This window comes from Nonomuraea zeae, assembly GCF_005889725.1.
GTDB classification, from domain to species: Bacteria; Actinomycetota; Actinomycetes; order Streptosporangiales; family Streptosporangiaceae; genus Nonomuraea; species Nonomuraea zeae.
Map to the genome: position 1 here is coordinate 1 of NZ_VCKX01000175.1, position 25974 is coordinate 25974.

At 71.3% G+C, this 25974-nt stretch carries 24 protein-coding genes; 9 read left to right on the forward strand and 15 right to left on the reverse strand.

The features are described from left to right. On the forward strand, positions 1-256 hold a 256-nt coding region (locus tag ETD85_RS39915; RefSeq protein ID WP_138695026.1), incomplete at its 5' end, for a PepSY domain-containing protein. A 94-nt stretch (positions 257-350) separates the two neighbouring features. Here ETD85_RS39915 and ETD85_RS39920 read toward each other — a convergent pair. From ETD85_RS39920 to ETD85_RS39940, 5 genes are all read right to left on the reverse strand, one after another. Beyond that, positions 351-1019: an HNH endonuclease family protein gene (locus tag ETD85_RS39920; RefSeq protein WP_240779736.1), complete on the reverse strand. Its 669-nt coding sequence runs from the start codon at positions 1017-1019 to the stop codon at positions 351-353. A gap of 61 nt (positions 1020-1080) precedes the next feature. Beyond that, positions 1081-4236, reverse strand: coding sequence for a 2Fe-2S iron-sulfur cluster-binding protein (locus tag ETD85_RS39925; RefSeq protein WP_138695027.1), 3156 nt, complete (start codon positions 4234-4236; stop codon positions 1081-1083). After that, positions 4233-4496 carry a sarcosine oxidase subunit delta gene (locus tag ETD85_RS39930; protein WP_138695028.1) on the reverse strand — a complete coding sequence of 88 codons (264 nt, stop codon included), beginning with the start codon at positions 4494-4496 and terminating at the stop codon, positions 4233-4235. Before ETD85_RS39930 ends, ETD85_RS39925 begins: the two co-directional genes overlap by 4 nt. Next, positions 4496-5698: a sarcosine oxidase subunit beta family protein gene (locus ETD85_RS39935; protein ID WP_138695029.1), complete on the reverse strand. Its 1203-nt coding sequence runs from the start codon at positions 5696-5698 to the stop codon at positions 4496-4498. The genes ETD85_RS39930 and ETD85_RS39935 overlap by 1 nt, the downstream gene beginning before the upstream one ends. After that, positions 5695-8133 carry a GcvT family protein gene (locus ETD85_RS39940; RefSeq protein WP_138695030.1) on the reverse strand — a complete coding sequence of 813 codons (2439 nt, stop codon included), beginning with the start codon at positions 8131-8133 and terminating at the stop codon, positions 5695-5697. Before ETD85_RS39940 ends, ETD85_RS39935 begins: the two co-directional genes overlap by 4 nt. A gap of 173 nt (positions 8134-8306) precedes the next feature. On the opposite strand from ETD85_RS39940, the gene ETD85_RS39945 reads away from it, so the two are divergent. Next, on the forward strand, positions 8307-9293 hold the full coding sequence (locus tag ETD85_RS39945; RefSeq protein WP_138695031.1) for a helix-turn-helix transcriptional regulator: 987 nt from the start codon (positions 8307-8309) through the stop codon (positions 9291-9293). Between the two features lie 96 nt (positions 9294-9389). Here the strand turns inward: ETD85_RS39945 and ETD85_RS39950 are convergent, their stop codons facing one another. Genes ETD85_RS39950 through ETD85_RS39975 form a run of 6 tightly spaced genes read right to left on the reverse strand, consistent with a single transcriptional unit; the run spans position 9390 to position 15551 of the window. Beyond that, positions 9390-10148 carry an SDR family NAD(P)-dependent oxidoreductase gene (locus ETD85_RS39950; protein ID WP_138695032.1) on the reverse strand — a complete coding sequence of 253 codons (759 nt, stop codon included), beginning with the start codon at positions 10146-10148 and terminating at the stop codon, positions 9390-9392. 1 nt (position 10149) lies between these two features. Beyond that, positions 10150-12426: a tetratricopeptide repeat protein gene (locus ETD85_RS39955; protein ID WP_138695033.1), complete on the reverse strand. Its 2277-nt coding sequence runs from the start codon at positions 12424-12426 to the stop codon at positions 10150-10152. Between the two features lie 19 nt (positions 12427-12445). Then, positions 12446-13201 (reverse strand): SCO6745 family protein, encoded by a 756-nt coding sequence (locus ETD85_RS39960; protein ID WP_240779737.1) that lies wholly within the window; start codon positions 13199-13201, stop codon positions 12446-12448. 48 nt (positions 13202-13249) lie between these two features. Beyond that, positions 13250-14062 (reverse strand): diaminopimelate epimerase, encoded by an 813-nt coding sequence (gene dapF / locus ETD85_RS39965; RefSeq protein WP_138695034.1) that lies wholly within the window; start codon positions 14060-14062, stop codon positions 13250-13252. A 9-nt stretch (positions 14063-14071) separates the two neighbouring features. Next, positions 14072-14977, reverse strand: coding sequence for a tRNA (adenosine(37)-N6)-dimethylallyltransferase MiaA (gene miaA / locus ETD85_RS39970; protein WP_138695035.1), 906 nt, complete (start codon positions 14975-14977; stop codon positions 14072-14074). Positions 14978-14990: 13 nt separating this feature from the next. Beyond that, on the reverse strand, positions 14991-15551 hold the full coding sequence (locus ETD85_RS39975) for a methylated-DNA--[protein]-cysteine S-methyltransferase (protein ID WP_240779738.1): 561 nt from the start codon (positions 15549-15551) through the stop codon (positions 14991-14993). Between ETD85_RS39975 and ETD85_RS39980 the strand changes: the two genes are divergently transcribed. Next, positions 15520-16434 carry a ribonuclease Z gene (locus ETD85_RS39980; protein WP_138695037.1) on the forward strand — a complete coding sequence of 305 codons (915 nt, stop codon included), beginning with the start codon at positions 15520-15522 and terminating at the stop codon, positions 16432-16434. The two genes, ETD85_RS39975 and ETD85_RS39980, sit on opposite strands and share 32 nt — an antisense overlap. On the opposite strand, the gene ETD85_RS39985 is transcribed toward ETD85_RS39980, so the two are convergent. The 3 genes from ETD85_RS39985 to ETD85_RS39995 all read right to left on the reverse strand — a co-directional run bounded on the left by ETD85_RS39985 (position 16410) and on the right by ETD85_RS39995 (position 18610). Beyond that, entirely contained in the window at positions 16410-17063 is a 654-nt protein-coding gene (locus ETD85_RS39985; protein WP_138695038.1) for a class III extradiol ring-cleavage dioxygenase family protein, read from the reverse strand. The genes ETD85_RS39980 and ETD85_RS39985 overlap by 25 nt on opposite strands. Positions 17064-17140: 77 nt before the next feature. Further along, entirely contained in the window at positions 17141-17893 is a 753-nt protein-coding gene (locus ETD85_RS39990) for an isocitrate lyase/PEP mutase family protein (protein WP_138695039.1), read from the reverse strand. Positions 17894-18049: 156 nt separating this feature from the next. Further along, complete coding sequence (locus ETD85_RS39995; protein WP_138695040.1) at positions 18050-18610, reverse strand: hypothetical protein; 561 nt, start codon at positions 18608-18610, stop codon at positions 18050-18052. Positions 18611-19069: 459 nt separating this feature from the next. Here ETD85_RS39995 and ETD85_RS40000 point away from each other — a divergent pair, with 459 nt between their 5' ends. Continuing rightward, positions 19070-19426: a hypothetical protein gene (locus ETD85_RS40000; RefSeq protein ID WP_138695041.1), complete on the forward strand. Its 357-nt coding sequence runs from the start codon at positions 19070-19072 to the stop codon at positions 19424-19426. Between the two features lie 298 nt (positions 19427-19724). Here ETD85_RS40000 and miaB read toward each other — a convergent pair whose 3' ends face one another. Then, complete coding sequence (gene miaB, locus ETD85_RS40005; RefSeq protein WP_138695042.1) at positions 19725-21224, reverse strand: tRNA (N6-isopentenyl adenosine(37)-C2)-methylthiotransferase MiaB; 1500 nt, start codon at positions 21222-21224, stop codon at positions 19725-19727. Positions 21225-21361: 137 nt separating this feature from the next. On the opposite strand from miaB, the gene ETD85_RS40010 reads away from it, so the two are divergent. From ETD85_RS40010 to ETD85_RS40030, 5 genes are all read left to right on the forward strand, one after another. Beyond that, the gene (locus ETD85_RS40010; RefSeq protein WP_138695043.1) at positions 21362-22117 is read left to right on the forward strand and encodes an amino acid ABC transporter ATP-binding protein; all 756 of its coding nucleotides are present in this window, start codon (positions 21362-21364) and stop codon (positions 22115-22117) included. A 33-nt stretch (positions 22118-22150) separates the two neighbouring features. After that, positions 22151-22990: a glutamate ABC transporter substrate-binding protein gene (locus tag ETD85_RS40015; RefSeq protein ID WP_240779739.1), complete on the forward strand. Its 840-nt coding sequence runs from the start codon at positions 22151-22153 to the stop codon at positions 22988-22990. Between the two features lie 74 nt (positions 22991-23064). Further along, positions 23065-23754 (forward strand): amino acid ABC transporter permease, encoded by a 690-nt coding sequence (locus tag ETD85_RS40020; RefSeq protein ID WP_138695045.1) that lies wholly within the window; start codon positions 23065-23067, stop codon positions 23752-23754. Next, positions 23751-24662, forward strand: a complete 912-nt coding sequence (locus ETD85_RS40025; protein ID WP_138695046.1) for an amino acid ABC transporter permease — start codon at positions 23751-23753, stop codon at positions 24660-24662. The genes ETD85_RS40020 and ETD85_RS40025 overlap by 4 nt, the downstream gene beginning before the upstream one ends. Positions 24663-25110: 448 nt before the next feature. After that, the coding region (locus ETD85_RS40030) for a glutamate ABC transporter substrate-binding protein (RefSeq protein WP_138695047.1) at positions 25111-25974 on the forward strand (864 nt) is incomplete at its 3' end.

Genomic DNA, 25974 nt, shown 5'->3' on the forward strand with positions numbered 1-25974 from the left:
CACCACCACGGCCGCCCCTCCGGCCGCCCCCAAGGTCACGGCCGAGCAGGCCATCCAGATCGCGCAGAAGCAGGTCCCCGGGGCCTGGGTCAGCGAGCTCGACCACGACAGCCGCGGCCAGCAGGCGGACACCTGGGAGCTGGAGCTGGTCAAGGGCACGGAGCGGCACGAGGTGGACGTGGACGCGACCTCGGGCAAGGTCACCAAGAGCGAGAAGGAGCAGGCCGACAAGGACGATGACGGCAGCGACGACTGATCCGGTCACGCGAAAGACGCCGGCCCGCCACGCGGTGGGCCGGCGTCTTCGTGCCTGGGCTCGGGCGGCCGCGGATGCGACCCCGTGCGGGCGGTCAGCAGTCGTCGAGGATGGTCTTCATGGCGTCCTTCTCGGCCGAGGTCAGCCACACGTCGTACTTCGCCTTCACGTCGATCTGGCGGGCGATGTACGTGCACCTGTACGCCTTGCGCGGCGGGAGCCAGGTGGCGGCGTCCGAGTCGCTCTTCTGGCCGTTCAGCGGGCCGTCCACGGCCAGCAGGTTCAGCGGGTCGTTGGCGAACTCCTTGCGCTTGGTCGCCGACCACTGCTGCGCGCCCTTCTGCCAGGCGTCCGACAGCGGGATCAGGTGATCGATCTGGACGTCCGTGCTGGTGCTCTGGCCGCGCTTGAACTCGATCGTCTTGCCGCTGTACGGGTCCTTGAGCGTGCCGCTCAGCACGATGCAGTCGTGGGTGCCCGACTTGAACTTCTCGTTCTCCAGGTCGCGCTTGAGTATGTCGTTGCGGGTGTCGCACCCGTTGTGGTCCACGTCCGACCATGCCGGGCCGAACTCGTCACGGTCGAAGCCGGTCTTCGGGGCCCGGCCCTTGACGGCGAGTTTGGCCAGCTTCTTGCGGGCGTCCGACACCGAGGCCGTGTCCGGCTTCGAGGACTTGGGGCCCGCGGACTGCGCTTCGAGGCCGCCACAGCCGGTCAACATCGTGATGGTGGCCAGACCGGCCATGAACGCCCGAACCCGCACGTGTACTCCCAGACCTCGGTGTTTTGCAAAGTCTAGGTATAGCAAGTGCCCAAATTTGGTCTTATAACGCCATGATCGCGTCAATCAGCCACTCTGCTAGATATCTGGTGAACGAGGACCTGACGTAGATCCGGTAGGCGTCACCGTCCCGCCGCTCCAGCAGCACCGAGGTCTTGCCCAGCAGCGTCTGGGCGTGGCCGGGGAAGACCGACGGGTGCAGGTCGATGGGGCAGCCGGTGATCAGGACGTCGCCGGCGGACGGGCCGGAGAGCTCCAGGATCGTCCGCTGTCCCGACACGTCCACCCAGCCCGGCCCGGGTTCGTGACTCCCGGCCACGAACCACCAGCCGGGGCCCAGCCGCAGGCCCACCCCCGGGTCGGCCCCCCGGACCTCCCACATGGGCACGAACGGGACCTCCCGCAGCCGGGCGTACGGGGTGCTCACGGCCTCGAAGCGGGCGGCGAAGGCGGCGGCTGGGCTCTCCGCCCGGCAGTCGCCCCGGTACGGCTCGGGCACGGCCGTCAGGGGCTCGCCGTCGCGGCGGGCGTTGTCCGGGTCGTAGAACACGGGGTCCACGACGGTCACCGCGTGCCGGGCGCCCCCGGCCACCGCCGTCAGCCGGTCGCCCGGCACGACGTCTTTGGCCAGCGCGAGGCTGAACGTGCGGCCGAGGGCGGCGCTGGCGTAACTGCTGGTCACGTGCCCGAGCATGGGCACCGGGCCGCCGCCGGAGTGCGCGCCCGCGATCAGCTGAGCCCCCTCCTCGACGAGCGCCTCCGGGTCGTCGGCCAGCAGGCCGACCAGGCGCTTGCGATCCGGCCGCGCGGTGTCCGCGCGGGCGTGGGAGCGCTTGCCGACGAAGTCCGGCTTGCGCTTGGAGACGATCCACGACATCCCGAGGTCCTGCGGGGTCACCGTGCCGTCGGTCTCCTGGCCGACGATCGCGAAGCCCTTCTCGGCGCGCAGCACGTGCATGGTCTCGGTCCCGTACGGCACCGCCCCGAGGTCCAGGACCGCTTCCCACAGCGCCCTGCCGTACCGCCAGGGCACGTTGACCTCGTAGGCCAGCTCGCCGGAGAAGCTGATCCGGAACACCCGGCCTTCGACGCCGAGCACGTCCGTGGCCGCGTACCGCATGAAGGCCAGGTCCACCGCCTCAGGCGCGATCACGGCGATGACCTCCCTGGCGCGCGGTCCGGCGACGGCGACCGTCGCCCAGTGGTCGGTCACCGACGTGAACGACACGTCCAGGCCGGGCCACTCCGTCTGCCGCCACTCCTCCAGCCAGTCGAGCACCGCTGCCGCGTTGCCCGTGGTGGTCGTCATCAGGAAGTGGTCGTCGGCGAGCCTGGTCGTGGTGCCGTCGTCGAACACCATCCCGTCCGCCGTGCACATCAGGCCGTACCGGCAGGCGCCGACGGCCAGGGTGGAGTACATGTTCGTGTAGATCCGGTCCAGGAACTCGCCCGCGTCCGCGCCCCGGATGTCGATCTTGCCGAGGGTGGAGGCGTCCATCGCCGCGACGGCGGTCCTGGCCGCGCGGCACTCGCGCAGCACGGCCGCCTCCATCGGCTCGCCGCCCTCGGGGAAGTACCACGGGCGCTTCCACTGGCCGACGTCCTCGAACACCGCCCCGCGCGCCACGTGGGCGTCGTGCATGGCGGTGGTCCTGACCGGGTCGGACAGCGCGCCGCGGTCGCGTCCGGCGAGGGTGGCGAAGGACACCGGCACGTACGGCGGCCGGAACGTCGTGGTGCCGATCCGGCCGGGCCCCGCGCCGAGGAGGGCGGACATGACGCCCACGACGACCGCGCCCGAGGTCTTGCCCTGGTCGGCCCCGGTGCCCGCGGTGGTGTAGCGCTTGACGTGCTCGACCGAGCGCATCCCGGTCCCGGTCGCCCTGGCCAGGTCGGCCACGGTGACGTCGCGGTGCAGGTCCACGAAGGCCGGCTCTCCCGTCGCGCCGGGTGCTCCGACGAGCCAGAGGGCCGCGGGCGGTCGCTGGGGCCGCTCGTCGCACTCCGGCACCCGCAACCCGTCGAGCCCGCCGTCCGCCTCCGGCCCGGCCGCCCTTCCGGAGACGCGCTCCGCCCCGGCGGCGTAGCCGTCCTCGATGGCCTGGCGGGTGCCGTACAGACCCCGGCAGGCCCCCGCCGAGCGCTCGTTCTGCGCCGACGTGCCCGGCACGAACGCGCTCAGCTCCTCGTCGAACCGCACCCGCCCCTGCGACTGGCTGAACAGCTCCACCGCCGGGTTCCAGCCGCCCGCGACGGCCAGCAGGTCGGCCTCGATCAGCCGGTCGCCGACCAGCACGCCGGTGAGCACGCCGTCCTCGTCGCCCGCGGTGCCGGTCACCGTCCGGCCGGCCAGCACCTCGATGCCGCCCGCCGCGAGCCCCTCGGGACGCGGGTCCACGACGGCGGCCACGTCCACCCCGGCCGCCGCGAGATCGCGGGCCGCCTCGTAGCCCGAGTCCGCGCACGCGAACACGACCGCCCGCCGGCCGGGCAGCACCCCGTACCGGTTGGCGTAGGCACGCGCGGCCGAGGCCAGCATGACGCCCGGCCGGTCGTTGCCGGGGAAGGCGAGCGAGCGCTCGTGCGCCCCCGTCGCCAGCACCACCCGTCCCGCCCTGATGTGCCACAGCCGCTCGCCTCCGGCCCGGCGCTCCACCGCCACCACGTAGCCGTGGTCGTAGAAACCGGCCGCCGTGGTCCTGGTGAGCACCCGCGCGGGCAGCTCCAGCGCCCGCACCCACTCCAGCGCGGGCGCGCCGTCCAGCAGGAGCCGGCTGTTCAGCAGGTCGCCGCCCAGCTCGGGCTGGTCGTCCACGAGGATCACCCGCGCTCCCGACCGCCCGGCCGCGACCGTGGCGGCCAGCCCGGCGGGACCGCCGCCGACCACCAGCACGTCGCAGTGCAGGTAGCCCTTGTCGCAGCGCCGGTCGTCGCCCGCCGCCGGATCGACCCGGCCCTTGCCGCGCAGGCTCCACGCCTCCAGCCCGTCGTACAGCTCCACGGTGGTGGCCGCCAGCATCGGGTCCGCGCCGACGCGCACCAGGGCGTTGGGCTCCTCGGGACCGGCGGTGAAGACGCCGCGCGGGCGGCCGAGCTCCACGCTGCGGCCCACCACCCGCACGCCGTTGCGCAGCAGCGCGGCGGCCAGCGTGTCGCCCGGCTCGCCCTGGAGCGGACGGCCGTCGAACGTGAACCTCATGGCGCCCTTTCCGGTCTCACGGGCCTGATCTCGTGGGTGACGGTGTGCCGCTCGACGGAGAACCAGGTCCGGCAGCCGTGCACGTGGAACCAGCGCTCGCGGAACCAGCCCTTGGGGTTGTCGCGCAGGAAGACGTACTCGGCCCACTGCTCGTCGGAGAGCTCTGCGGGGGCGGCGGGGTAGGCGATCCCGGCCTGGCCGCCGTTGTGGAACTCGTTCTCGTCGCGGGGCCCGCAGCAGGGGCAGTCGATCAGCAGCATCAGTGCGCCACCGCCGCCGCGCCGTGCTCGTCGATGAGCGCGCCGGTGGTGAACCTGTCCAGTGCGAACGGCTCCGCCAGCGGATGCGGCGACCCTTCGGCGATCGTGTGGGCGTACACCCAGCCGGAGCCCGGCGTGGCCTTGAAGCCGCCGGTCCCCCAGCCCGCGTTGATGTAGAAGCCCTCCACCGGCGTCGTGCCGATGATCGGCGAGGCGTCCGGGCAGACGTCCACGATGCCGGCCCAGGTGCGCAGCACCCGGACCCGGCTGAAGATCGGGAACAGCTCCAGCGCCGCCGCCATCTGCGCCTCGATGACGTGCACGCCGCCGCGCTGCCCGTAGGAGTTGTAGGCGTCGATGCCCGCCCCCATGACCAGCTCCCCCTTGTGGGCCTGGCTCACGTACACGTGGACGGCGTTCGACATGACCACGCAGTCGAGCACCGGCTCCAGCAGCTCCGAGACCAGCGCCTGGAGCGGGTGCGACTGCAGCGGAAGCCGGATCCCGGCCTGTTCGGCCAGCACGGAGGTGTGCCCGGCCGCGGCCAGCGCCACCTTCCCCGCCGCGATCCGGCCGAGCGAGGTCCGCACCGCCGTCACCCGGCCGCCGGTGAGCTCGAACCCGGTGACCTCGCACCCCTGGATGAGATCCACGCCGTACGCGTCCGCTGCCCTGGCCAGCGCCCACGCCACGTGGTCGTGCTTGGCGATGCCGCCGCGCCGCTGCAGCGTGGCGCCCATGACCGGATACCGGGCGCCCTCCGAGACGTTGACGACGGGGCAGAACTTCCTGACCTCGTCCGCGTCGAGCCATTCGGCGTCCACGCCGTTGAGCCGGTTCGCGTTGACCCTCCTGCGGCCCTCGCGCACGTCGCTCAGGTTGTGCGCCAGGTTGAGCACGCCGCGCTGGCTGAACTGCAGGTCGTAGCCGAGCTCCTCGCTCAGCCCCTCCCACAGCTTCAGCGAGTGCTCGTAGATCGCGGCGCTCTCGTCCCACAGGTAGTTGGAGCGGATGATCGTGGTGTTGCGCGCCATGTTGCCGCCGGCCAGCCAGCCCCGCTCCAGGACGGCGACGTTGCGCAGGCCGTGGTTCCTGGCCAGGTAGTAGGCGGTGGCCAGCCCGTGGCCGCCGCCGCCCACGATGACGACGTCGTAGGCCGGCTTCGGGTCGGGGTTGCGCCAGAGGAAGTCGGGGTGGGTCAACGCCTGATCTTCTCCATCCCGGGGTCGAACAGCGGCTCGGCGGCGACCTCCGCGGGCACGCGGCGGCCGAAGTAGGAAATGTCGACATGCGTCCCGGGCGCGGCGAGCTCGATCGGCAGCCAGGCGTACGCGATGGGGCGGCGGATGGTGTGGCCGTAGGCGGCGCTGGTGACGTACCCGACCGTACGGCCGTCATGCCGTACCGGCTCCTTGCCCATCACCACCTCCGCGCTGAGCAGCGGCACCAGCTTGCGGCCGATGTCGGACGGCGAGGCCGGCAGGGCGTCGTGGCCGTAGAAGTCCTTGTCCGCCTTGACGGCGAAGGCCAGCCCCGCCTCGTACGGGTTGTGCTCGGTCGTCATGTCCACGCCCCAGAGCCGGTAGCCCTTCTCCAGCCGCAGGCTGTTGAAGGCGGCCCGCCCGCCCGCGGTCGCCGTCCCCCGGGACCAGAGCGTGTCCCAGAGCTTGAGCCCCATGTCCGCGGTGGTGTAGAGCTCCCAGCCCAGCTCCCCCACGTAGGAGACCCGCATCGCGAGCACCGGCACCTGCCCGACATACCCAGATTTACAGGTGAAATAGCGGAAACCCTCGTGCGACATGTCCAGGTCGGTGAGCCCCTGCACCAGCTCCCTGGCCAGCGGCCCCCACACGCCCACGCAGCAGGTGCCCGGCGTCAGGTCGTTCACCCGCACGCCGCCCGGCGCGTGCCGGGTCAGCCAGTCGAGGTCCAGGTTGCCGTTCGCCCCGACCTGGAACCTGTCCTCCGCCAGCCGCGCCACCGTCAGGTCGGAGCGGATGCCGCCCTTGATGTCCAGCAGCAGCGTGTAGGTGACGGAGCCGGGCTTCTTGTCGACGTTGTTCGTGGTCATCCGCTGCAGGAACGCCGCCGCGCCCGGCCCGCTGACCTCGATCCGCTTGAGCGGGGTCATGTCGTAGAGCGCCACCCGCTCCCTGGTCGCGTCCGACTCGGCGGCGGCGACGGGGGACCAGTAGCGGGCGGCCCACTCGTCCCGCTGGGCGGCGCCGAGTAACGGCTCGACCGCCGTGTCCGCGGAGTCGGTCCGGCCCCGCCGTACGTGCTCCTCCAGCAGCAGCACGTTCGCCTCGAACCAGTGCGGCCGCTCCCACCCCGCCGCCTCCAGGAAGAACGCCCCCAGCTCCTGCTGGCGGGCGTAGAACGGGCTCGTCCGCAACGGCCGCGGCGACTCCATCGGCTGCAGCGGGTGGATGATGTCGTAGACCTCGACGAAGTTCTGCCGGCCGCGCTCCTCGACGAACGCGGGCGCGAGCTGCACCGCCTCGAACCGGCTGAGCTCGCACTCGTGCAGGTCGATCCCGGAACGCCCGTCCACGAGCACCTCCGCCAGCGCCCGCGCGACCCCGGCCGAGTGCGTCACCCAGACGGCCTCGGCCAGCCAGAACCCGTCCAGGTGCGGCGCCTCGCCGATCAGCGGGAACCCGTCCGGCGTGAAGGAGAAGATCCCGTTGATCCCGTCGGCGTACTTGGTCTCGGCCAGCGCTGGCAGCAGCTCGACCGCGTCCCGCCAGGCCGGGTCGAAGTCCTCCTCGGTGAACGCCTGCACCGACGGCATGGTGGTGCCCTTGGGGCCGATCTCCTCCTGGGTGACCGGCATGGGCCTGTGCGCGTACGAGCCGATGCCGATCCGGTCGCCGTGCTGCCTGAAGTAGAGGTCGCGGTCCTGGTGGCGGAGTATGGGGCCGTCGGGCTGGGGCGCCAGGGGGCCCGACTTGGCGTACTGGTGGGCCAGCGGGAGCAGCGGCACGGTCAGCCCGGCCAGCTTCCCGATCGAGGGGCCCCAGAAGCCCGCCGCGCAGACCACCACGTCGGCCGGGATCGTCCGGTACTCCCCCGAGGTGCGGACGGCGACGCCGGTGACCCGGCCGCCCCGCTGCTCGACGCCCACCACCGCGTGCCGCGCCAGGAACCTGGCCCCGCGCTCCATGGCCCGCTCCGCCTGGGCCTGACCGCAGGCGACCGCCGCCGCCAGCCCGTCGCCCGGCACGTGGAAGCCGCCGAGCACCTTGTCCCTGTCGAGCAGCGGCCACATCCGGGCGCTGGCCTCCGCGTCGACGAGCCGCGCCTCGACGCCCCACGACTCGGCCCAGCCGGCCTTGCGGTGCAGGTCGGCCCAGCGATCCGGCGTGGTGGCCACCTCCAGCCCGCCGACCTGCCGGAAGCAGCGCTCCCCTAGCTCGCGGTACTTCCGCACGGTGTAGGCGGCGAACTCGGTCATCGTCTTGGACGGGTTCGTCTGGAAGACCAGGCCGGGGGCGTGCGAGCTGGATCCGCCGGCCGCGAAGAGCGGCCCCTGGTCGACCACCGTGACGTCGGTCCAGCCGCGCTCGGTGAGCTCGTCGGCGAGAGCACAGCCCACGATCCCCGCTCCAATGATCACCAGACGGGGCCGGCTCATGACGCCTCCGCTTGTTTCCTAATACGCAACACGTACCGGACTACGCAACGACGATAAAGCGCAGCGCACCTCCGAACAAGAGCCGCGGATCCGGTCCCCGTACCGTGGTGGACCGCCGGACTCGGGCCGCCATACGCTGATCCCGGATCATGGCACGTCAGAGAAGAGGTGACATGGCGCAGCGGCGCTTACTTGAGGGTCTCGGTGTCACCGTCGCCGAGGAGACGGCCTACCGTGCGCTGCTCAGACACGGGCCCGCGACGCTGAACGAGCTGGCCGCCGAGACCGGCTCGTCGGCCGCCGCCATCCGGCGCATGCTGCCCAGGCTGGAGGACCTCGGGCTGATCTCCCGGGTCGCGGGCCGGCCGCTGCGGCTGGTCGCCACCCCGCCCAACGTCGCGATCGACATCCTGGTCGCGCGCCGCCAGGAGGAGATCACGCACAGCAGGGCCGCCGCCGCGCTGCTGGCCACCGAGGTCGCCGAGCGCAACGGACCGCATCCGGAGGAGGTGCTGGAGGTGGTGACCGGGCGCGACGCCGTGGCCCGCCGCTATCTCCAGCTCGAACGCAACGCCACCGAGGAGATGCTCGTGCTGGTGCACCCGCCGTACGCGGTGGACGTCAGCGACGATCACGAGAACCGGCAGCGGGCGGCCCGCCAGGGAGCGCCCACCCGCGGGATCTACAGCCCGCTGGCCTTCGAGCATCCCGGCATGCTGGCCCACACCCGCCGCGCCGTGGCCGACGGCGAGCAGGCCCGGCTCGGCCAGGTGCCGGTCAAGCTGGCCGTGGCCGACGCCCGCACCGCGATCCTGCCCCTGGTCTCCGACGACGACAGAGCCGTGGAGAGCGCCCTCGTGGTGCATCCGTCCGCGCTGCTCGACGCGCTGGTGGGCCTGTTCGAGACGTTGTGGCGGGCGGCCGTGCCGCTCCATCTGACGCCGGAGGACATTCTGGAGCCCGAGGTGTGGCCGCAGACCCCGGACACGGAGGTGCTGGCCCTGCTGGCGGCCGGCATGAAGGACGACGCCATCGCCAGGCAGCTCGGGCTCAGCCCGCGCACGGTGCAGCGCCGGGTCCAGGTGCTGTGCGAGCGGCTGGGCGCGCGGACCCGCTTCCACGCCGGCTTCCTCGCCGCCCAGCACGACCTGCTGAAGTGAGCCAGACCCGCAGGCCCGTGCCCGCCTGAGCTGGGTGAGCAGACCCCTCGCCGGAGCCAGGACCCGCAGTGGCCAGATGCACAGGCCCCCACAGGGTCAGGTGAGCAGGACCCCGCCGTCCACCGGAAGCGCCACCCCGGTGATGTACGAGGCCGCGTCCCCGGCCAGGAACACGGCCGCGGCCACCAGCTCCGCCGGATCGCCCGGCCGCTTCATCACCACCCGGGACTCCACGACCTGCTCCACGTAACCCGGTTTGTACTGCTCGGTCATCTCCGACAGGAAGAACCCGGGCACCAGGCAGTTGACCCTGATGCCGCGCCGCCCGGTCCACTGCTGGGCGAGATCGCGGGTCAGCCCCACCACCGCCGCCTTGGACGCGCTGTAGGCGGCCTGCGGCAGCCCGGCCGTGGTCGCGCCGAGCACGCTGCCGACGTTGACGATCGACGAGCCCGGCCGCATCACCCGCGCGCACGCCTGCGCCATCCAGCAGGTGCCGTGCAGGTTGACCTCGACGACCTGGCGGAACTCCTCGGGCGTCTCGCGCAGCGCGGGCACGGCGGCGCCGACGCCGGCGTTGTTGATCAGCACGTCCACGCCACCCATGGCCTCGACGGCCGCGGCCACCAGCGCGTCGCAGTCTTCCGGCCGCGCCACGTCGGTCTGCACCGCCAGGCACCGGCGGCCGGTCTCCTCGACCAGCCGCCGCGTCTCCTCCAGCCGGTCCGCGCGCCGGGCGCCGATCACGACATCGGCGCCGGCCTCCGCGAAGCCGCGGGCGAAGGCGACGCCCAGCCCCGAGGAGGCACCGGTGACGATGGCCACCTTGCCCTCGAGGCCGAAGCGCTCCAGCATGCTAGAGCCCGTATTCCTTGACGATCCGCTCGTGCCGCTCGACCTCGACGTCGATCTCGCGCGCCAGGTCGAGCCAGGCCAGCGGGTGCACCCACCGCTCGGTGGCGTCGTCGAGCAGGGCGTCGACCTCGGAGGGCGACACGTCCGGCGGCACCGCGACCCAGCCGAACACGCCCGGCAGGGACTCGCCGCTGGTCGGGTGGTTGACGGTGTAGTTTTCGTCGCTGTAGACCCACATCGGCCAGCCGCGCTCGGCCATGACCTCGGTGAACTCCGCCCAGTCCGACTCGCTCGGCGCGGCGCCGTCGAAGAAGTAGCTGGTGTAGCCGCCGGGCCGGAGGATCCGGACCGCGGCGAACGGCGGCACGAAGTTCTGTTGCTCCTGGGGGTCGTCGGGGACCGGCTCCAGCAGCTGCGGGTCGAACACCACCAGGTCGCCGGCGTTGTAGTCCATGCCGCGCGGCTGCGGCAGGGCCAGCCTGGCGGTGGCGGGGCCCGTGCGGATCGACAGGATCTGGCGCTGGCCGCCGTCGGGCGCGGGCAGGATGAGCCTGATCAGGCCCATCTCCTCCTCGATCGGGCCTTCCTTGGACTTGATCGGCATGCCGATCTTGGCCGCGCCCTTGCGCACGGTGTCCCAGTCTTCGGCGGAGGTGGCCATGACGACCATGCGCCAGACGTCCTCGTCGGTGAGCTCGTCGAGCACCTCCAGGAGCACCTCGGCGCCCCTGCCGTTCGCGTCGAGCTGCTGGGCGGCGCCGGACAGCAGGCGGCGGGCGTCGACCCCGGCCCCGGCCGCGACGGCGTGCTCGGCCGCCTCGACCGTCTCCTGCCAGCGCTCGCGGGCGCTGTGCAGCCGGGCCAGCGTGAGGTGCTGGGCGGCGTGCGGGAGGAGCGCGGCCATCTGCTCCAGCCGCTCGTCCTGGCGGGCGTCGATGAGCAGCGTGGTCAGGTAGGCCACGTCGTCGGGGTCGGCGGAGGCGATGTCGCCCGGGTCGACCAGCAGCTTCCAGTAGATGTCGGCGCCGGTCGCCGGGTAGCCGAGGAAGCCCAGCGTGGTGGTGTGGCGGCGGGTGGTCTCGATGTCCTGGCCGGACAGCGGGGCCAGCCAGCCGACCCACTTCTCCGGGTCGGCGTTGAAGCCGTCGGCGGCGTCGAAGAGGCCGACCCGCTCCTCCGGCGCGCCGGGGGCCTCGGGCTCGGTGGCCGCGTCGGCGGCGGCGCGCAGGGCGGCGATGCGCTCGGTGAGGTCGCCGCTGTCACGCAGCTCGGCGGCGCCGGACTCGGCCAGGTCGGCGAGCAGCCTGGCCTGCCAGACGCCCTGCCGGCCGATGGCCAGGTCGCCGGCGATCAGGGCGAGCTCGACGCGGGCGCGGTAGCCGCCCATCATGCCGAAGTAGTCCATCCACTGGCGCAGCACGCGGCCGAGCTGCCAGGTGTTGGTGATCTGGGAGGAGCCGGCCAGCTTGCTGACCGCGTGGGACCACTCGACGAACACGCGCGGGTGCTCGCCGACCACGTCGAGGTCGGGCAGCGCGTCCACGGCCTCGGCGATGCGGCCGAGGGTGGCCAGGATCAGGGCCCTGCGCACGCCGTCGCGGTGCTCCTTGGCCACCGGGTCGTCGGCCTGGAACCCGGCGGCGGCCTGCAGCGCGTCGAGCGCCTCTTCGGCGCGGCCGGCGGCCAGCAGCGCGCGGGCGCTCTCCGCGCCCAGCTCCCAGCTCGCCTCGCGGCCCGCCGTGCGCAGCCGCTCGACCGCGGACTCGGCGTAGGACACGGCCTCGCCGGCCTTGCCCGCGTCGATGAGCGCCGCGACGTATTGGGTGACGAGCCCGGTGAAGGCCGGGCGCTCGGGGCTGGTGGCCTCGATGTGGGTGCCCAGCGTCTCCAGCCGGTCACCCGCGTAGCCGGGACCGTCGGTGTTGGCCCACGCGATGGCCAGCGCTTCGACCGCGGCCGGGGTGGCCGGGCAGTCGCGGACGTCTTCGCGCTGGGCGAACACCAGCAGCTGCTGAGCGTCGTCGATCGCGACCGCGCCCTGCGCCCGATCACCGATGCGGCCGATCAGGTGCCAGTAGCGGGCGTAGAACTCGAGCCAGGGCAGCTCCAAGGTCTCGGCCTGCTGGGCGATGGCCGGGGCCATGACGTCGAGCTGCGGATATCGGCCCTCATAGGCCTGTGCAGGGAGGTCTCCCAGCGCCATGGCGAGGCCAACGTTGCCCGCCTCAGAAAGCTGCTGCTGGGTTTCGCCGACCCAGGCCCAGATGTCCACGTCCATGGGCAGTCAGTCTGCCAGGTCAATGACCGTGCCCAAAACGCAGAAGCTCGATCAGCTCGTCCGATTCGCGGTCGTTGAGGACCGAAAATACCGGTGTCATAAGATCGTCGGTCGTCTCTTCCACCGCCGCCCGACGAGCCACTATGTCGGGCGCGGGCTTGGCGTAGGGCTCGGGCCACGTGAAGAATTTCGCGATCATCTCTCCGGCCGCCAGCCCGAACGGGGTCGCGTCGTGACTGGTCGCGAGCGTGGCCTCCAGCGGGTGCAGGCCGGCCGCGATCACGGCGCTGGCGTGCAGGCCGCCGCGCAGCTCGCGTACGACGTGCAGGAGCTGGGCGGCCCGCGCGGGCGGATCGTCGGCCAGCGGGACCGCCCGCCAGCCGGCGAACAGCGGGGCGCCGGTGGACGCGGCCTGTTCGACGACCGGCTGGAGCAGCTCGGCGATCCTGGCGCAGCCGTCGTAGCCGCCCAGCTTGCGCCTGCCCCAGGCCCGGCACGCCTCCGCGTAGAGCTCGACGGCCCGCTCGACGGGCAGTTTCCGGCCGCCGTTCCAGTTGTCCTCGACGTGCTGCGCGGGGAAGAAGACGGCGACGGAGGTGACCACGTCGGCGTCGCACTCGCCGAGCACCCCGCAGCGGCCCCTGAAGTAGAGCTCGCGGGCGCCGAGGCCCAGCTCCTCGCAGAGGGCCTTGGCCTCTCTGGAGATCATGAATCCGCCGCCGAGCTGGCCGATCGGCGCCTTGACCTGCACGGCGGTGCTGCGTGGGTCAGCCATGTCCACTCCTCGGTTCGCGGAGTGGACTCAGCATGCCTCAGGAGAACATCATTCTGCAAGCATCAGTTCGCCGCTGGCCACGATGACCGCGGGGCCGGAGAGATAGCTCGTGTCGGCCTCGAGGATGACGGTCAGCGTGCCGCCGACCACCTCGACCGTCCAGGTGCCGGTGGTGTCACCCGACAGGTGGGCGGCGGCGACCGCCGTGGCCACCGCGCCGGTGCCGCAGGAGCGGGTCTCGCCGGAGCCGCGCTCGAAGACGCGCATGACCGCGCGGCTCGTGCCGACCGGGTTGAACAGCTCGATGTTGACGCCGGTGGGGAAGACCCCGGTGTCGAAACCGGGCTGGTGGTTGAGGTCGAGCTGGACGACGGGGTCGCCGATGGCGCAGGCCAGATGCGGGTTGCCCATGTCGACGTGCAGCCCGGTGTACTCCTGGCCGCCGACGCTGGCCACGCTCTCCCCGTGCACGACGGGCTTGCCCATGTCCACGGTGATGTCGCCGTTCGGCTCGACGCGCACCTTGCGCACGCCGCCCCTGGTCGCAACCGAGAACTCCGCGGCCTCCGTCAGCCCGGCGTCGATCAGGTAGCGGGCGAACACGCGCACGCCGTTGCCGCACATCTCGGCCACGCCGCCGTCGGCGTTGCGGTAGTCCATGAACCACTCGGCGCTCTGCGCGTGGTGCGCCACCTCCTGGCTCTGCTTGGTGCGAGCCACCCGGAGCACCCCGTCGGCCCCGATTCCGGATCTCCTGTCGCAGATTTTCGCGACGAACGCGGCGGATAGGTCCGCGTCGTCGTCGAGATCAGGAAGGATGATGAAATCGTTCTCGGTGCCGTGCCCCTTGAGAAAGCGCATTGTAGGAGTTTATGCGCAAGCCTGTCCGGTGATTCGCGCGAGGGATCTCTCAAGCAGGTCGGGGGCGTCGTACGGCAGCCAGCACACCCTCGGATCGCGGCGGAACCACGACTCCTGGCGGCGGGCGAAGCGCCTGGTGGTGCGTACGGTCTCCTCGATCGCCTGCTCCTCGCTCCACTCCCCCTCCAGGAAGCGGATGACCTGGGCGTACCCGAGCGCGCGGCCCGCCGTCCGCCCCTCGGCCAGCCCTTTCCCGAGCAGGGTGCGCACCTCGTCGACCAGGCCCGCCGCCCACATCCGCTCGACCCTGACCGCGATCCGCTCGTCCAGCTCCGGCCTGGGCACGTCGAGGCCGATCTGCACGCTGGGGTAGACGGCGTCGTAGGACGGCATGGTGGCCGAGAACGGGCGGCCCGAGTGCTCGATCACCTCCAGGGCGCGCACGATGCGCCGGCCGTTGCTCGGCAGGATGGCCGCCGCCGCGGCCGGATCCTGCTCGCGCAGGCGCTCGTACAGGGGGGCCGGGCCGCGCTCGGCCAGCTCGGACTCCAGCCTGGCCCTGATCTCCGGGTCGGTGCCGGGGAACTCCAGCTCGTCGATGGCCGCCCGCACGTACAGGCCGCTGCCGCCGACCAGCACCGGCACCTCGACGGCGTCGATGACGGCCCTGGCCAGCCGCTGGTACTCGGCCACGCTGGCGGTGACCGTGACGTCCCAGACGTCCAGCAGGTGGTGCGGCACGCCGCGCTGCTCGGCCGGGGTCAGCTTGGCCGTGCCGATGTCCATGCCGCGATAGAGCTGCATGGAGTCGGCGTTGACGCACTCACCCCCCAGGCGGAGGGCGATGTCCACGGCGAGATCGGATTTTCCGGCCGCCGTGGGACCCACGACGGCGATCACTGGCTGCTGGCGCACGCCGACAAGTCTGCTAGAGGTCGAGGAGTGTCGGCTGCAGGTACCCCTCGTGGGTCAGCAGCCAGCGCTTGGTCTCGACGCCCTCGCCGCCGCTGAAACCGCCCAGGCCGTTGCCCGCCGCGATCACGCGGTGGCAGGGCACGATGATCGGGATCGGGTTGGAGCCCATGATCGACCCGATCCCGCGCGCGGGCACGCTGGAGCCGCTGAGCGCGGCCAGCTCGCCGTAGGTGACGGCGGTGCCGTAGGGGATCCGGTGCAGGGCCTGCAGCACCCGCAGCCGTGAGCCGGACATGAGCCGCCAGTCGACGGGCGTCTCGAAGGTCTTCAGGTCGCCGGCGAAATAAGCGTTGAGCTCCGCGACCGCGAAGGCCGTACGATCCGCATCATGGACTTCAGCCAGACCGAGCCGCTCGGCCAGCCGCGCCTGGGAGCCCCAGCCCGACGCGACGAGCCCGGCGTCGGTGACGGCGAGCACGAACGGGCCGACCGGCGTCGGCACCTCGGCGAACGCGACCGTGTCAGCTATAGCGGCGGCCATCATGTCCTCACGTGAGCTCGTGGTGCTGGGCACTTCCAGCGCGGTTCCTACCCGACACCGTAACCACAACGGCTATCTTCTGCGCTGGGACGGTCAAGGCTTCCTTTTCGACCCAGGTGAGGGCACACAGCGGCAGATGCTGCACGCCGGGGTGAGCGCGCACGACGTCCACTGGCTCTGCCTCACGCACTTCCACGGCGACCACTGCCTGGGGGTGCCGGGCATCGTCCAGCGCGTCGCCCGCGACAAGGTCCGGCATCCGGTGCGGGCGGTGTTCCCCGCCTCGGGCGAGGTCTACTGGCGCCGGCTCCGCCACGCGGCCGCGTTCGCCGACACGTCCGTCATCTCCGAGCATCCCGTCTCGGGCGGGCTGGCCGGCGTCGGCCCGCTGATCGCCCGCCGCCTGTCCCACCCCGTCGAGTCGTACGGCTACCGCGTCCAGGAGCCGGCCGGCCGCCGCATGCTGCCCGGCAAGCTGGCCACGCACGGCATCAAAGGTCCCGAGGTGAGCGAGCTGCAGCGTACGGGCTCCGTGCGCGGCGTCACGCTCGCCGAGTGCAGCGAGCCGCGGCCCGGCCAGAGCGTGGCGTTCGTCATGGACACCCGGCTCTGCGACTCCGTCTTCGAGCTGGCCTCGGGGGCCGACCTGCTGGTGATCGAGGCCACGTTCCTGTCGCAGGAGGGCGGGCTGGCCAAGGAATACGGGCATCTGACGGCGTTCGAGGCGGGGCTGGTGGCGGCGGACGCGGGGGTGCGCAGGCTGGTGCTCACGCACTTCTCCGAGCGGTACGGCTTCGCCGACGAGCCGGCGTTCGTCGAGGAGGTGCGGCGCAGCTTCGACGGGGAGGTCGTGCTGGCCCGCGACCTGATGAAGATCCCGGTGCCACGGCGTCAGGCCCACAGCCCGGCGAGATAGCCCACCCCGTAGGGGGCCGTCTCCATGAGCAACCGGCCCTCCAGCGCCGGGTTCGGGGTGGCCGCGCCCGCCAGGACCTGGAGTGCGGCCCGGCCGCTCACCCACAGCCGGTCGGCCTCCACGGGGTCGAGCCCGCCCAGCGCGGCGGCGTCGGCGTCGGCGATGGCGTTCGCGATCATGGCGTTGCAGGGCTTGGCCGCTTCGTCGTAGCGGCCGGGCGCTCCAGGGCTGAGGCACGCCGAGCCGTCGGCCATGACCAGCAGCGCCACCCGCTCCCCCGCCTCGCCCAGCGCCGCCCCCGTCGCCCGGCACTCCTCGCTCGTGGCGTCGAAGGCCACGGAACGCAGGCCGCTCGGGGCGTGCTCGCCCAGCAGCCAGCGGCCGACCGTCAGCGACAGCGGCAGGACCGGCTCGCCGTGGCCGGTCGTGACGTCCAGCCCCCACGGGCGCAGGGTGCCGGCCGACCCGCCGTCGTACGTGCCCGCGGTCTCGGCGCCGCCCACCACGATCAGGACGTCGGGCCGCGCCGCGTGGAGCGCCTCGATCGCGGTGTGGCAGGCGGAGCGGAGGTCGTGCAGCGCGGGCACGATCAGCGGGGTGGGCGGGCAGACGGCCGCGGCGACGAGCACGAGCGCAAGCGTACGTGGAGGCCCCCGGCGGCGACGACCTGACCCTGCCCGCGGCAGGGCGGGCGATCGGCGCGCGCTCAGTACGGGCTGTGCCCTTCCCTGACCTTGGCGAACAGCCCCTGGGCGTAGGCGTGCGCCGCCTGGTGCAGACCGCCGCCGAAGCTGATCCTGGCCACCCCCAGCTCGGCCAGCCGCCCGAGTGACGGTGTGCCCGGCCGGAACAGGATGTTCACCGGCCCGCCCAGCTCGGCGGTCAGCGCCTGGATCGCGTCCTCGTCCGCCAGCCCGATCGGGTAGAGGGAGTCGGCTCCCGCCTCCAGGTAGCTCCGCCCGCGCTCGACGGCCTCCTCGTGGGCTTCCACGGGCGAGCCCGGCCCGCGGAGGTAGACGTCGATCCTGGCGTTGATCACCAGCTCGTCGCCCGCCGCGGCCCGCACCTCGGCGAGGAACTCGGCCTGAGCCTCCCGGCCGACCATCTCGCCGGCGCCGGGGACGGAGTCCTCCAGGTTGCAGCCCACCGCGCCGGTGGCGAGCAGGCGTTCCACGAGCTCGGCGGGCTTGAGCCGGTAGCCGCGCTCGACGTCGGCGGTGACGGGCACGTCCACGGCCCTGGCCACCCGGGCGATGGCCGCCATCATCTCTCCGACCGGCGTGGCCTCGCCGTCGTCGTATCCCAGGACGCGGGACACCGCGGCGCTGCCGGTGGCGACCACGGGGAAGCCGGCCTCCCGCACGGCGCGCGCGGAGGCGGCGTCCCAGACGTTGGGCAGGACCAGCGGGGTGCCGGGCACGTGCAGCGCCCGCAGCGCGGACGCCTTGTCAGTCGTCATGCCACCGACCCTACGGACGGGAGTGGCACTCGCCGAAGGTCCAATACCGGCCACAAACGACGAGCCACTTCACCATCCGGCACGCGACGCCCTGGCGGCTTCCACCCGCTCAGCAGCCGGCCCTGAAGCACCGTTCCGAAGCCGGCTTCTACCTGCTCAGCAACCGGCCTTGGAGCACTGTCCGAGCACCTCGCCCGCCGGGCCGTCCGCCGGGGTGTCGCCCGCGGGCGCCTGCGACGGCTTGACCGGGGACTTCGTGGCCGGCTTCGACCCGTTGCCCGACGAGGGGGTCTTCTTGGAGGAGTCGGTGCCCGTCGAACCGGTGTCGGCCGGCTCGCCGCTCCCCTCGCCCGGGTCGTCGGTGACCGCGTCGCCCATGCTGCCGTCCTCGGGAGGATCGGTGGACAGGCCGCCGTCGTCGGGGGCGTCGGTTTTGACGTCGCCCATGGCGGCGTCGTCGTCTCCCTGGAGTTGATCGTCCCCGCCGCTGCTCTGCGCGGGCGAGGGGCCGCCGCTGCTCTGCTGCGTGGTCGCGCCGGGGTTCGCGGCCAGCACGTAGCCGACACCGCCCGCGGCGAGCACCGCGACCAACACCGAGGCGGCGATGACGAGGGTCCTGGTCTTCTTCCTCTTGCGATCCTCGGCCCTCGAGTTCGCCCTCGACGCCATCCGGACATCGCCCGGTCCGGAAAGGATCTCCTGACGATCCGGCTCCATCGGATCTTGCATAGCGGTACAGCTCCTGCGGTCGTATCGGGGAAAGCTCACCGGCTTCCGCGGGTGATGGACCACACTAGCCGCAACAGTGGAATGCTCGCACACCAATCACAAAGGAATCACGACTTGTCCCCCCTTAGATCCATTTGCCCAGGTAGCCGCGCCCGCCTGGCACCCGTGGCCGGAGCCGCCGGGGTACTCGTCACCGCGATCGTGGGAATTTTCCTGGCATTCAGCCAAACTTCCGAACCAGCCCGGCAAAGCTCCGCCGAATTCGATCAGGAATCCCCGCTTTCCCCAAGATCGCATTCGCCCTCGCCGCCTTCGTGGCCGCCGTCCACGCCTCTGACGGCCTCCCCGGCCCTGCTGTTCCCGGCGCCCTCGGGGGCTCCGCGCAACCTCTCGCCGGCCGAGTCCGCCGCCGTCTCCGGCCCGCTGCCGCTCCCCTGGGTCCAGGCCGTGCCACCGCTGGAGGACCCGGTCCAGGCGTTGCCGTCCGACCTCTATCCGGCCGGGGGTCTGCCGCCGTCCTCCGGCTCCGGGCCGTCCGCCCTGGCTCCGCCCACGCCCGTGCCGGCCCGCTCGGCCGCACCCCGGCGCAGGCGGCCGGGCGTACCCAAGCTGGTGGGATCGCCCGCGCCGCAAGCGCCGCCGCAGGCACCGCCCGAGGAGCAGCCGGCGCCACGGCCCGCGCCGCAGCCGGACCGGCGCACGCTCGCGCCGCCGCCCGCACGCGGCGGGGCGGATCCGTGCGCTACGTTCCACGACTTCCGCCGCGCGCCCTGCTACAGCTTCCTGGAGCGCCTCACGAGGTGACCCGTCCGCCACTCCACGGGATGGGGACGCCGCGCGGAGGGCCCACGCACGAAGGCCCACCCACGAAGGCCCACGCACGGAGGCCCGCACATGAAGGGCCGCGCTGAAGGGCCGCGCATGAAGGGCCGTGGCTGAGGGGCCGCGCGCGAAGGGCCGTGGCTGAGGGGCCGCGCGCGAAGGGCCGCGCCAGCGCACCGGCCGCCCGCTCTCAGAACGCGGCCGGCCGGCGGCCTCTCAGAACGCGGACGGCCGGCCGCGGGCGCTCAGCGCGCGGCCGGCCGATCGTCTGCGGCGGTCCTCAGGACGCCGAGCAGGCGCCCGAGGGGGTGGCGGGGGAAGTGACCGCCGGGCGGCCGATGGTGGGCATGCCCAGCAGGACCCCGGACCCCGCGGCCGGTGCCGCCTGCCGGGACTCCCAGGCGTCGCCCGCCCTGGTACGCCGGACCGGGTGCGCCGCCCCGTCGGCCACCAGGTGGTGCGGAGCCGCGTACGTCACCTCGACCGTCACCATGTCCCCGGGCCGCGGCGTCTCATCGCCCACCGCGAAGTGGACCAGCCGGTTGTCCGCGGCACGCCCCGACAGCCGCCGGGTCGCGTCGTCCTTGCGGCCCTCGCCCTCGGCCACCAGCACTTCGAGCGTGCGCCCGACCTGCTTCTTGTTCTCCTCCCAGGAGATCTCCTCCTGCAGGGCGACCAGGCGCTCGTAGCGCTCCTGGACGACCTCCTTGGGGATCTGGCCCTCCATCGTGGCCGCCGGCGTGCCGGGCCTGATGGAGTACTGGAAGGTGAAGGCGTTGGCGAAGCGGCTCTGCCGGACCACGTCGAGCGTGGCCTGGAAGTCCTCCTCGGTCTCCCCGGGGAAGCCGACGATGATGTCGGTCGAGATCGCGGCGTCCGGCATGGCGGCACGCACGCGTTCGATGATCCCGAGGTAGCGCTCGGCCCGGTAGGAGCGGCGCATCGCGCGCAGCACCTGGTCGGAGCCCGACTGCAGGGGCATGTGGAGCTGGTGCATCACGTTGGGCGTCTCGGCCATCGCGGCGATCACGTCGTCGGTGAACGCGGCCGGGTGGGGCGAGGTGAACCGGACCCGCTCCAGGCCCTCGATCGAGCCGCACGAGCGCAGCAGCTTGCCGAAGGCCAGCCGGTCGCCGAACTCCACGCCGTAGGTGTTGACGTTCTGGCCGAGCAGGGTGACCTCCAGGACCCCCTGGTTGACCAGCGTCTGGACCTCGGCGAGCACGTCGCCTGGACGGCGGTCCTTCTCCTTGCCGCGCAGCGACGGCACGATGCAGAAGGTGCACGTGTTGTTGCAGCCGACCGAGATCGCCACCCAGGCGGCGTAGGCGGACTCGCGCTTGGTGGGCAGCGTCGAGGGGAAGACCTCGAGCGACTCCTTGAGCTCGACCTGCGCCTCGCCCTCGATGCGGGCCCGCTCCAGCAGCACCGGCAGCGAGCCGATGTTGTGGGTGCCGAACACCACGTCGACCCACGGCGCCTTGCGGACGATCTCGCCCTGGTCCTTCTGCGCCAGGCAGCCGCCCACGGCGATCTGCATGCGCGGATTGCTCATCTTGGCGGGCCTGAGATGGCCGAGGTTGCCGTAGAGGCGGTTGTCAGCGTTTTCCCGCACGGCGCACGTGTTGAACACGACCACGTCGGCGCTCTCGCCGTCGGGGGCGGGCACGTAGCCGGCGTCCTCCAGCAGGCCCGACAGCCGCTCAGAGTCGTGGACGTTCATTTGGCACCCATATGTGCGCACTTCGTATGTGCGGGCGCCCTCCTGGGTCACAGTCATGGCACGTTCAAGGGTAGTCCTTGCCGGGCTCGCGACGGCCCGTAGGGGTCTAAAAGGCCAGCTTGGTGGCACGATGTGATCGGATCGGTACCGCTTGGTTAGTGACCAGCGCCCTGGAGACCTCTACGGTTTGACGCATGACGGAGAACGGTAACGGCGCTCCACTCGTACGGTTGGAGAACGTCAACAAACACTTTGGGACGCTGCACGTCCTGAAGGACATAAACCTGACCGTCTCCCGTGGTGAGGTTCTGGTCGTTATCGGCCCTTCGGGCGGAGGCAAGTCCACGCTCTGCCGGGCCGTCAACCGGTTGGAGACTATCGACGGCGGGACAATCGTTTTCGACGGTCAGGAGCTGCCGCAAGAAGGTAAAGCTTTGGCCAAGCTTCGGGCCGATGTCGGCATGGTCTTCCAGTCGTTCAATCTGTTCGCGCACAAGACCATCCGCGAGAATGTGACCCTCGGCCCGGTAAAGGTCCGGGGGCAGGCTCGTCAAGCCGCCGACCAGCGGGCCATGGAGTTGCTCGAACGCGTCGGCATCGCCGCGCAGGCGGACAAATATCCGGCCCAGCTCTCCGGTGGTCAGCAGCAGCGGGTCGCCATCGCCCGGGCACTGGCGATGGACCCGAAGATGATCCTCTTCGACGAGCCGACCTCGGCACTGGACCCGGAAATGGTCCAGGAGGTCCTGGACGTCATGATCGGGCTGGCCCGCGACGGGATGACCATGATGGTCGTCACCCACGAGATGGGCTTCGCCCGCAGAGCCGCGAACAGAGTCGTGTTCATGGCGGACGGCCAGATCGTGGAGGAGAACACCCCCGACGCCTTCTTCGGATCCCCCCAGACCGACAGGGCCAAGGATTTCCTTTCTAAGATTCTGACGCATTGAGAGAGCCGAGGTAGGACGATGCAGATCCGTCGCATGGGCGTTGCCCTCTTCGCCGCCGGTGCCATGGTCACCGGTCTCGCCGCCTGCGGCGGCGGTGGCGCGACCACCGTGTTGCAGAAGGCCAAGGACGACAAGAAGCTCGTCGTCGGCGTTAAGTACGACCAGCCTGGCCTGGGCCTGAAGAAGCCTGACGGCACCGTCGAGGGCTTCGACGTGGACGTCGCCAAATACATCGCCGGCAAGCTGGGAGTGCCGGAGAGCGGGATCGAGTTCAAGGAAGCCCGTTCCGCCAACCGGGAGAGCTTCCTCAAGCAGGGCCAGGTCGACCTGGTGATCGCGACCTACTCGATCACCGACGCCCGCAAGCCGCAGGTCACCTTCGCCGGCCCCTACTACCTGGCGCACCAGGACTCCCTCATCCGGGCCGACGACAGCTCGATCACGAGCCTCGACACCCTCAAGGGCAAGAAGGTCTGCCAGGTCAGCGGCTCCAACTCGTGGAAGAACATCACCGAGGGCACCAACAAGCAGAGCCTCAAGGTCGAGGCGACCCTGGTGCCCGCGGGCGGCTACGACGAGTGCATCCAGAAGCTCAAGACCAGCGCGGTCGACGTGGTGACCACCGACGACACGATCCTCGCCGGCTTCGCCAAGCGCGAGGGCACGGGCGTCAAGGTGGCCGGTGCGCCGTTCACCGACGAGAAGTACGGCATCGGCATCAAGAAGGGTGACCTCGAGACCTGCAACGAGATCAACAAGATCGTGGGCCAGATGTGGTCCGACGGCACCGCGGCCAAGCTGCTGGAGAAGCACTTCGCCGGCACGGGCCTGAAGGTCGAGACCGCGGCGCCGGCCGCGGAGGGCTGCGCCTGATCCCCCGTCCAGCCCCGATCACTCGCCGGTGAGTCGCCCAGACTCGCCGGCGAGTTCTTCCAACGAGGAATGTCATGGACACCTCTACCCTTTTTGACTTCTCTCCGCTGGTACAGGACCTGGACAAGATTCTTCTGGGGTTCTGGGCGACGATCCGGCTGACGCTCGCCAGCGCCTTCTTCGCCCTGATCCTCGGGACGATCCTGGTCTCCATGCGGGTGGCACCGACACCGGTGCTGCGCTGGGCCGGCACCGCCTATGTCAACGTCGTCCGCAACACCCCCCTGACGTTGGTGCTGATCCTCTGCGCGCTCGGGCTCAGCGACACGATGCGGCTGACCTTCAGCGAAGACCCCGCCACCAACTACTTCTGGTGGGCGGTGGCCGGTCTGTCGGCCTACACCGCGACGTTCGTCTGCGAGGCGCTGCGCTCCGGGATCAACACCGTCGCCGTCGGGCAGGCCGAGGCGGCCAGGGCCATCGGGCTGACCTTCATCCAGTCGCTGCGGCTGATCGTGCTGCCGCAGGCGTTCCGGTCGGTCATCGCCCCGCTGGGCAGCATCCTGATCGCCCTCGCCAAGAACACCACGATCGTCACCGTGGCGAGCTATCTCGACGCGGCGGCCCAGATGAAGCAGATGTTCGACGACTACGGCGGTACGATCCCCATCTTCCTCGGATTCGCCTTCGGCTACATGGTGCTGACCCTCCCAACCGGCTTCCTCTTCGGCTGGCTGGCCAAGCGACTGGCGGTGGCCCGATGAGCAAGGCGACCAGCGTTCTGTTCGACGCCCCCGGGCCGCGGGCGCGGCTGCGCAACAACGCGCTGACCCTGCTGTCCGTCGCCCTCCTGCTCCTGATCGCCTATCTGGTGATCTCGACGCTGGGCGAGCGGGACCAGCTCGACGCCGCCAAGTGGGAGCCGTTCCTGCGTGGCGACACCTGGACCGGGTTCATCATCCCGGGCCTGATCGGCACCCTCCAGGCCGCGCTGGTGGCCGCGGTCTTCGCGCTGATCTTCGGTGTGCTGTTCGGCCTCGGCCGGCTCTCCGACCACACGGTGATCCGCCGGTTCTGCGGCGCGGTCGTGGAGTTCTTCCGGGCCATCCCGCTGCTGATCCTCATCTACTTCGTGCAGGCCGGACCGGCCACGCTGAGCGGTTACACGGTCAGCGTGCCGGCGTTCTGGGCGGTGGTCATCGGCCTGACGCTGTACAACGGGTCGGTGCTGGCCGAGATCTTCCGTGCGGGCATCCTGGCCGTGCCGAGGGGTCAGTCCGAGGCCGCCTACTCCATCGGGCTGCGCAAGTCCGAGGTGATGCGGCTGGTGCTGGTTCCCCAGGCGACCACCGCGATGATGCCGGCGATCGTCAGCCAGATGGTGGTGCTGCTGAAGGACACCGCGCTCGGCTGGATCATCGCGTACGAGGACCTGCTGAACGTCGGGCTCAAGCAGTTCGCCGTCAACTACGGCAACCTCATCCCGAGCGCCATCGTGCTGGCGCTGTTCTACGTGGTGATCAACCTGGCGCTCGGCTACCTCGCCACCTGGCTCGAACGGCGTAGCCGCCGCAGCCGCAAGTCCGCCGCGGGCCCGATCGCGCCACCTTCGGCGATCGGCACGGGCGGCACCGGCGGTCCCGGCAGGGGGGCCGTCGCCACCATGGAATGACGGCTGTCGCCGCGAATGTCGGACGGCGGTGGTGCGCGGACTGCGCACCACCGCCGTTCCTGCTTTTACGAGGCCGCCCGGCGGGCCTCTCACGGGCGATTGCCGCGCGTGCCGAGAGCTTCTTTGCGCCGCTGAATCCCGGAGCCCGCTATTCAGCGAACTGACATCACGCCGGGAAGGCCCATCAGCCTCAGACAATATGCGATTACACATCGGTAATGCTGGTTTAACATCGGCTGCATATTCATCACCGTGTTATTTCCGCCATGCGATTAACACCTGTCCATCCCACGGGCCCGGACTTTGCGGCGTGACGCGCGGGGGGACGTGCTCTCCGTAAAGCCCCAAGAAGCCCCCACTTCTCGGTGAGAACCGCCCGCAGACCGCCTCCTACGCGATCTCTGCCCAGCAAACTCCTCTTATCGGCGGAGAAACGGGGAGGGCGTGGATGCGACGGGCGTACGTGACTTTCGCGGTCGCCATGGCCATGGGATTGGCCGCGTGTGGCGACGGGGGCTCGTACAGCACCGTCGTGGGCAAGATCAGGGGCGCCGAGGACGTCGTCGTCGGCACCAAGTGGGACCAGCCGAGCCTGGGGTTGAAGACGGGCGACGGCGATCCGCAGGGGTTCGACGTGGACGTCGCCCGCTACGTCGTGAACCGGCTCGCGGAGGGCGAGCCCGTGCGGATCACCTGGCGGGAGTCGCCATCCTCGACCCGCGAGGCGCTGCTCCAGAACGGCACCGTGGACCTCATCTTCGCCTCCTACTCGATCACGAAGGCGCGCAAGCCGAAGGTGACGTTCGGGGGTCCGTACGTGATCGTCCAGCAGGACACGATGGTGCGGGCCGACGAGTTCCGCATCACCAAGACGGCCGACCTGCGGGGCAAGCGGATCTGCCAGGCCGAGGGCTCCAACTCGTACCGGCGGATCGTGGACCCGCCGCCGGACGGCAAGCTGGGCATCCCGGCGGTGCTGGTGCCCGCAAAGAACTACTCCGACTGCGTACGCAAGCTCCGCATCGGGCAGCTCGACGCGGTGAGCACCGAGAACGTGACGCTGGCCGGATACGCGCAGGCGGAGCCCGGCCAGTTCAAGCTGCTGAACGATCCGATCACCGACGAGAAGTGGGGCGTCGGGATCAAGAAGGGCGACACGGCCACCTGCGAGGCCGTCAACCAGGCCATCGCCGACATGTGGCGGGACGGGACGGCCACGCGGTTGCTGAACAAATGGTTCGGCAAGACGGGGCTCAAGCTGCCCGCATCCCTGCCCCGCCCCTGTCTCTGTAACACACCAGACTCCTCCCCC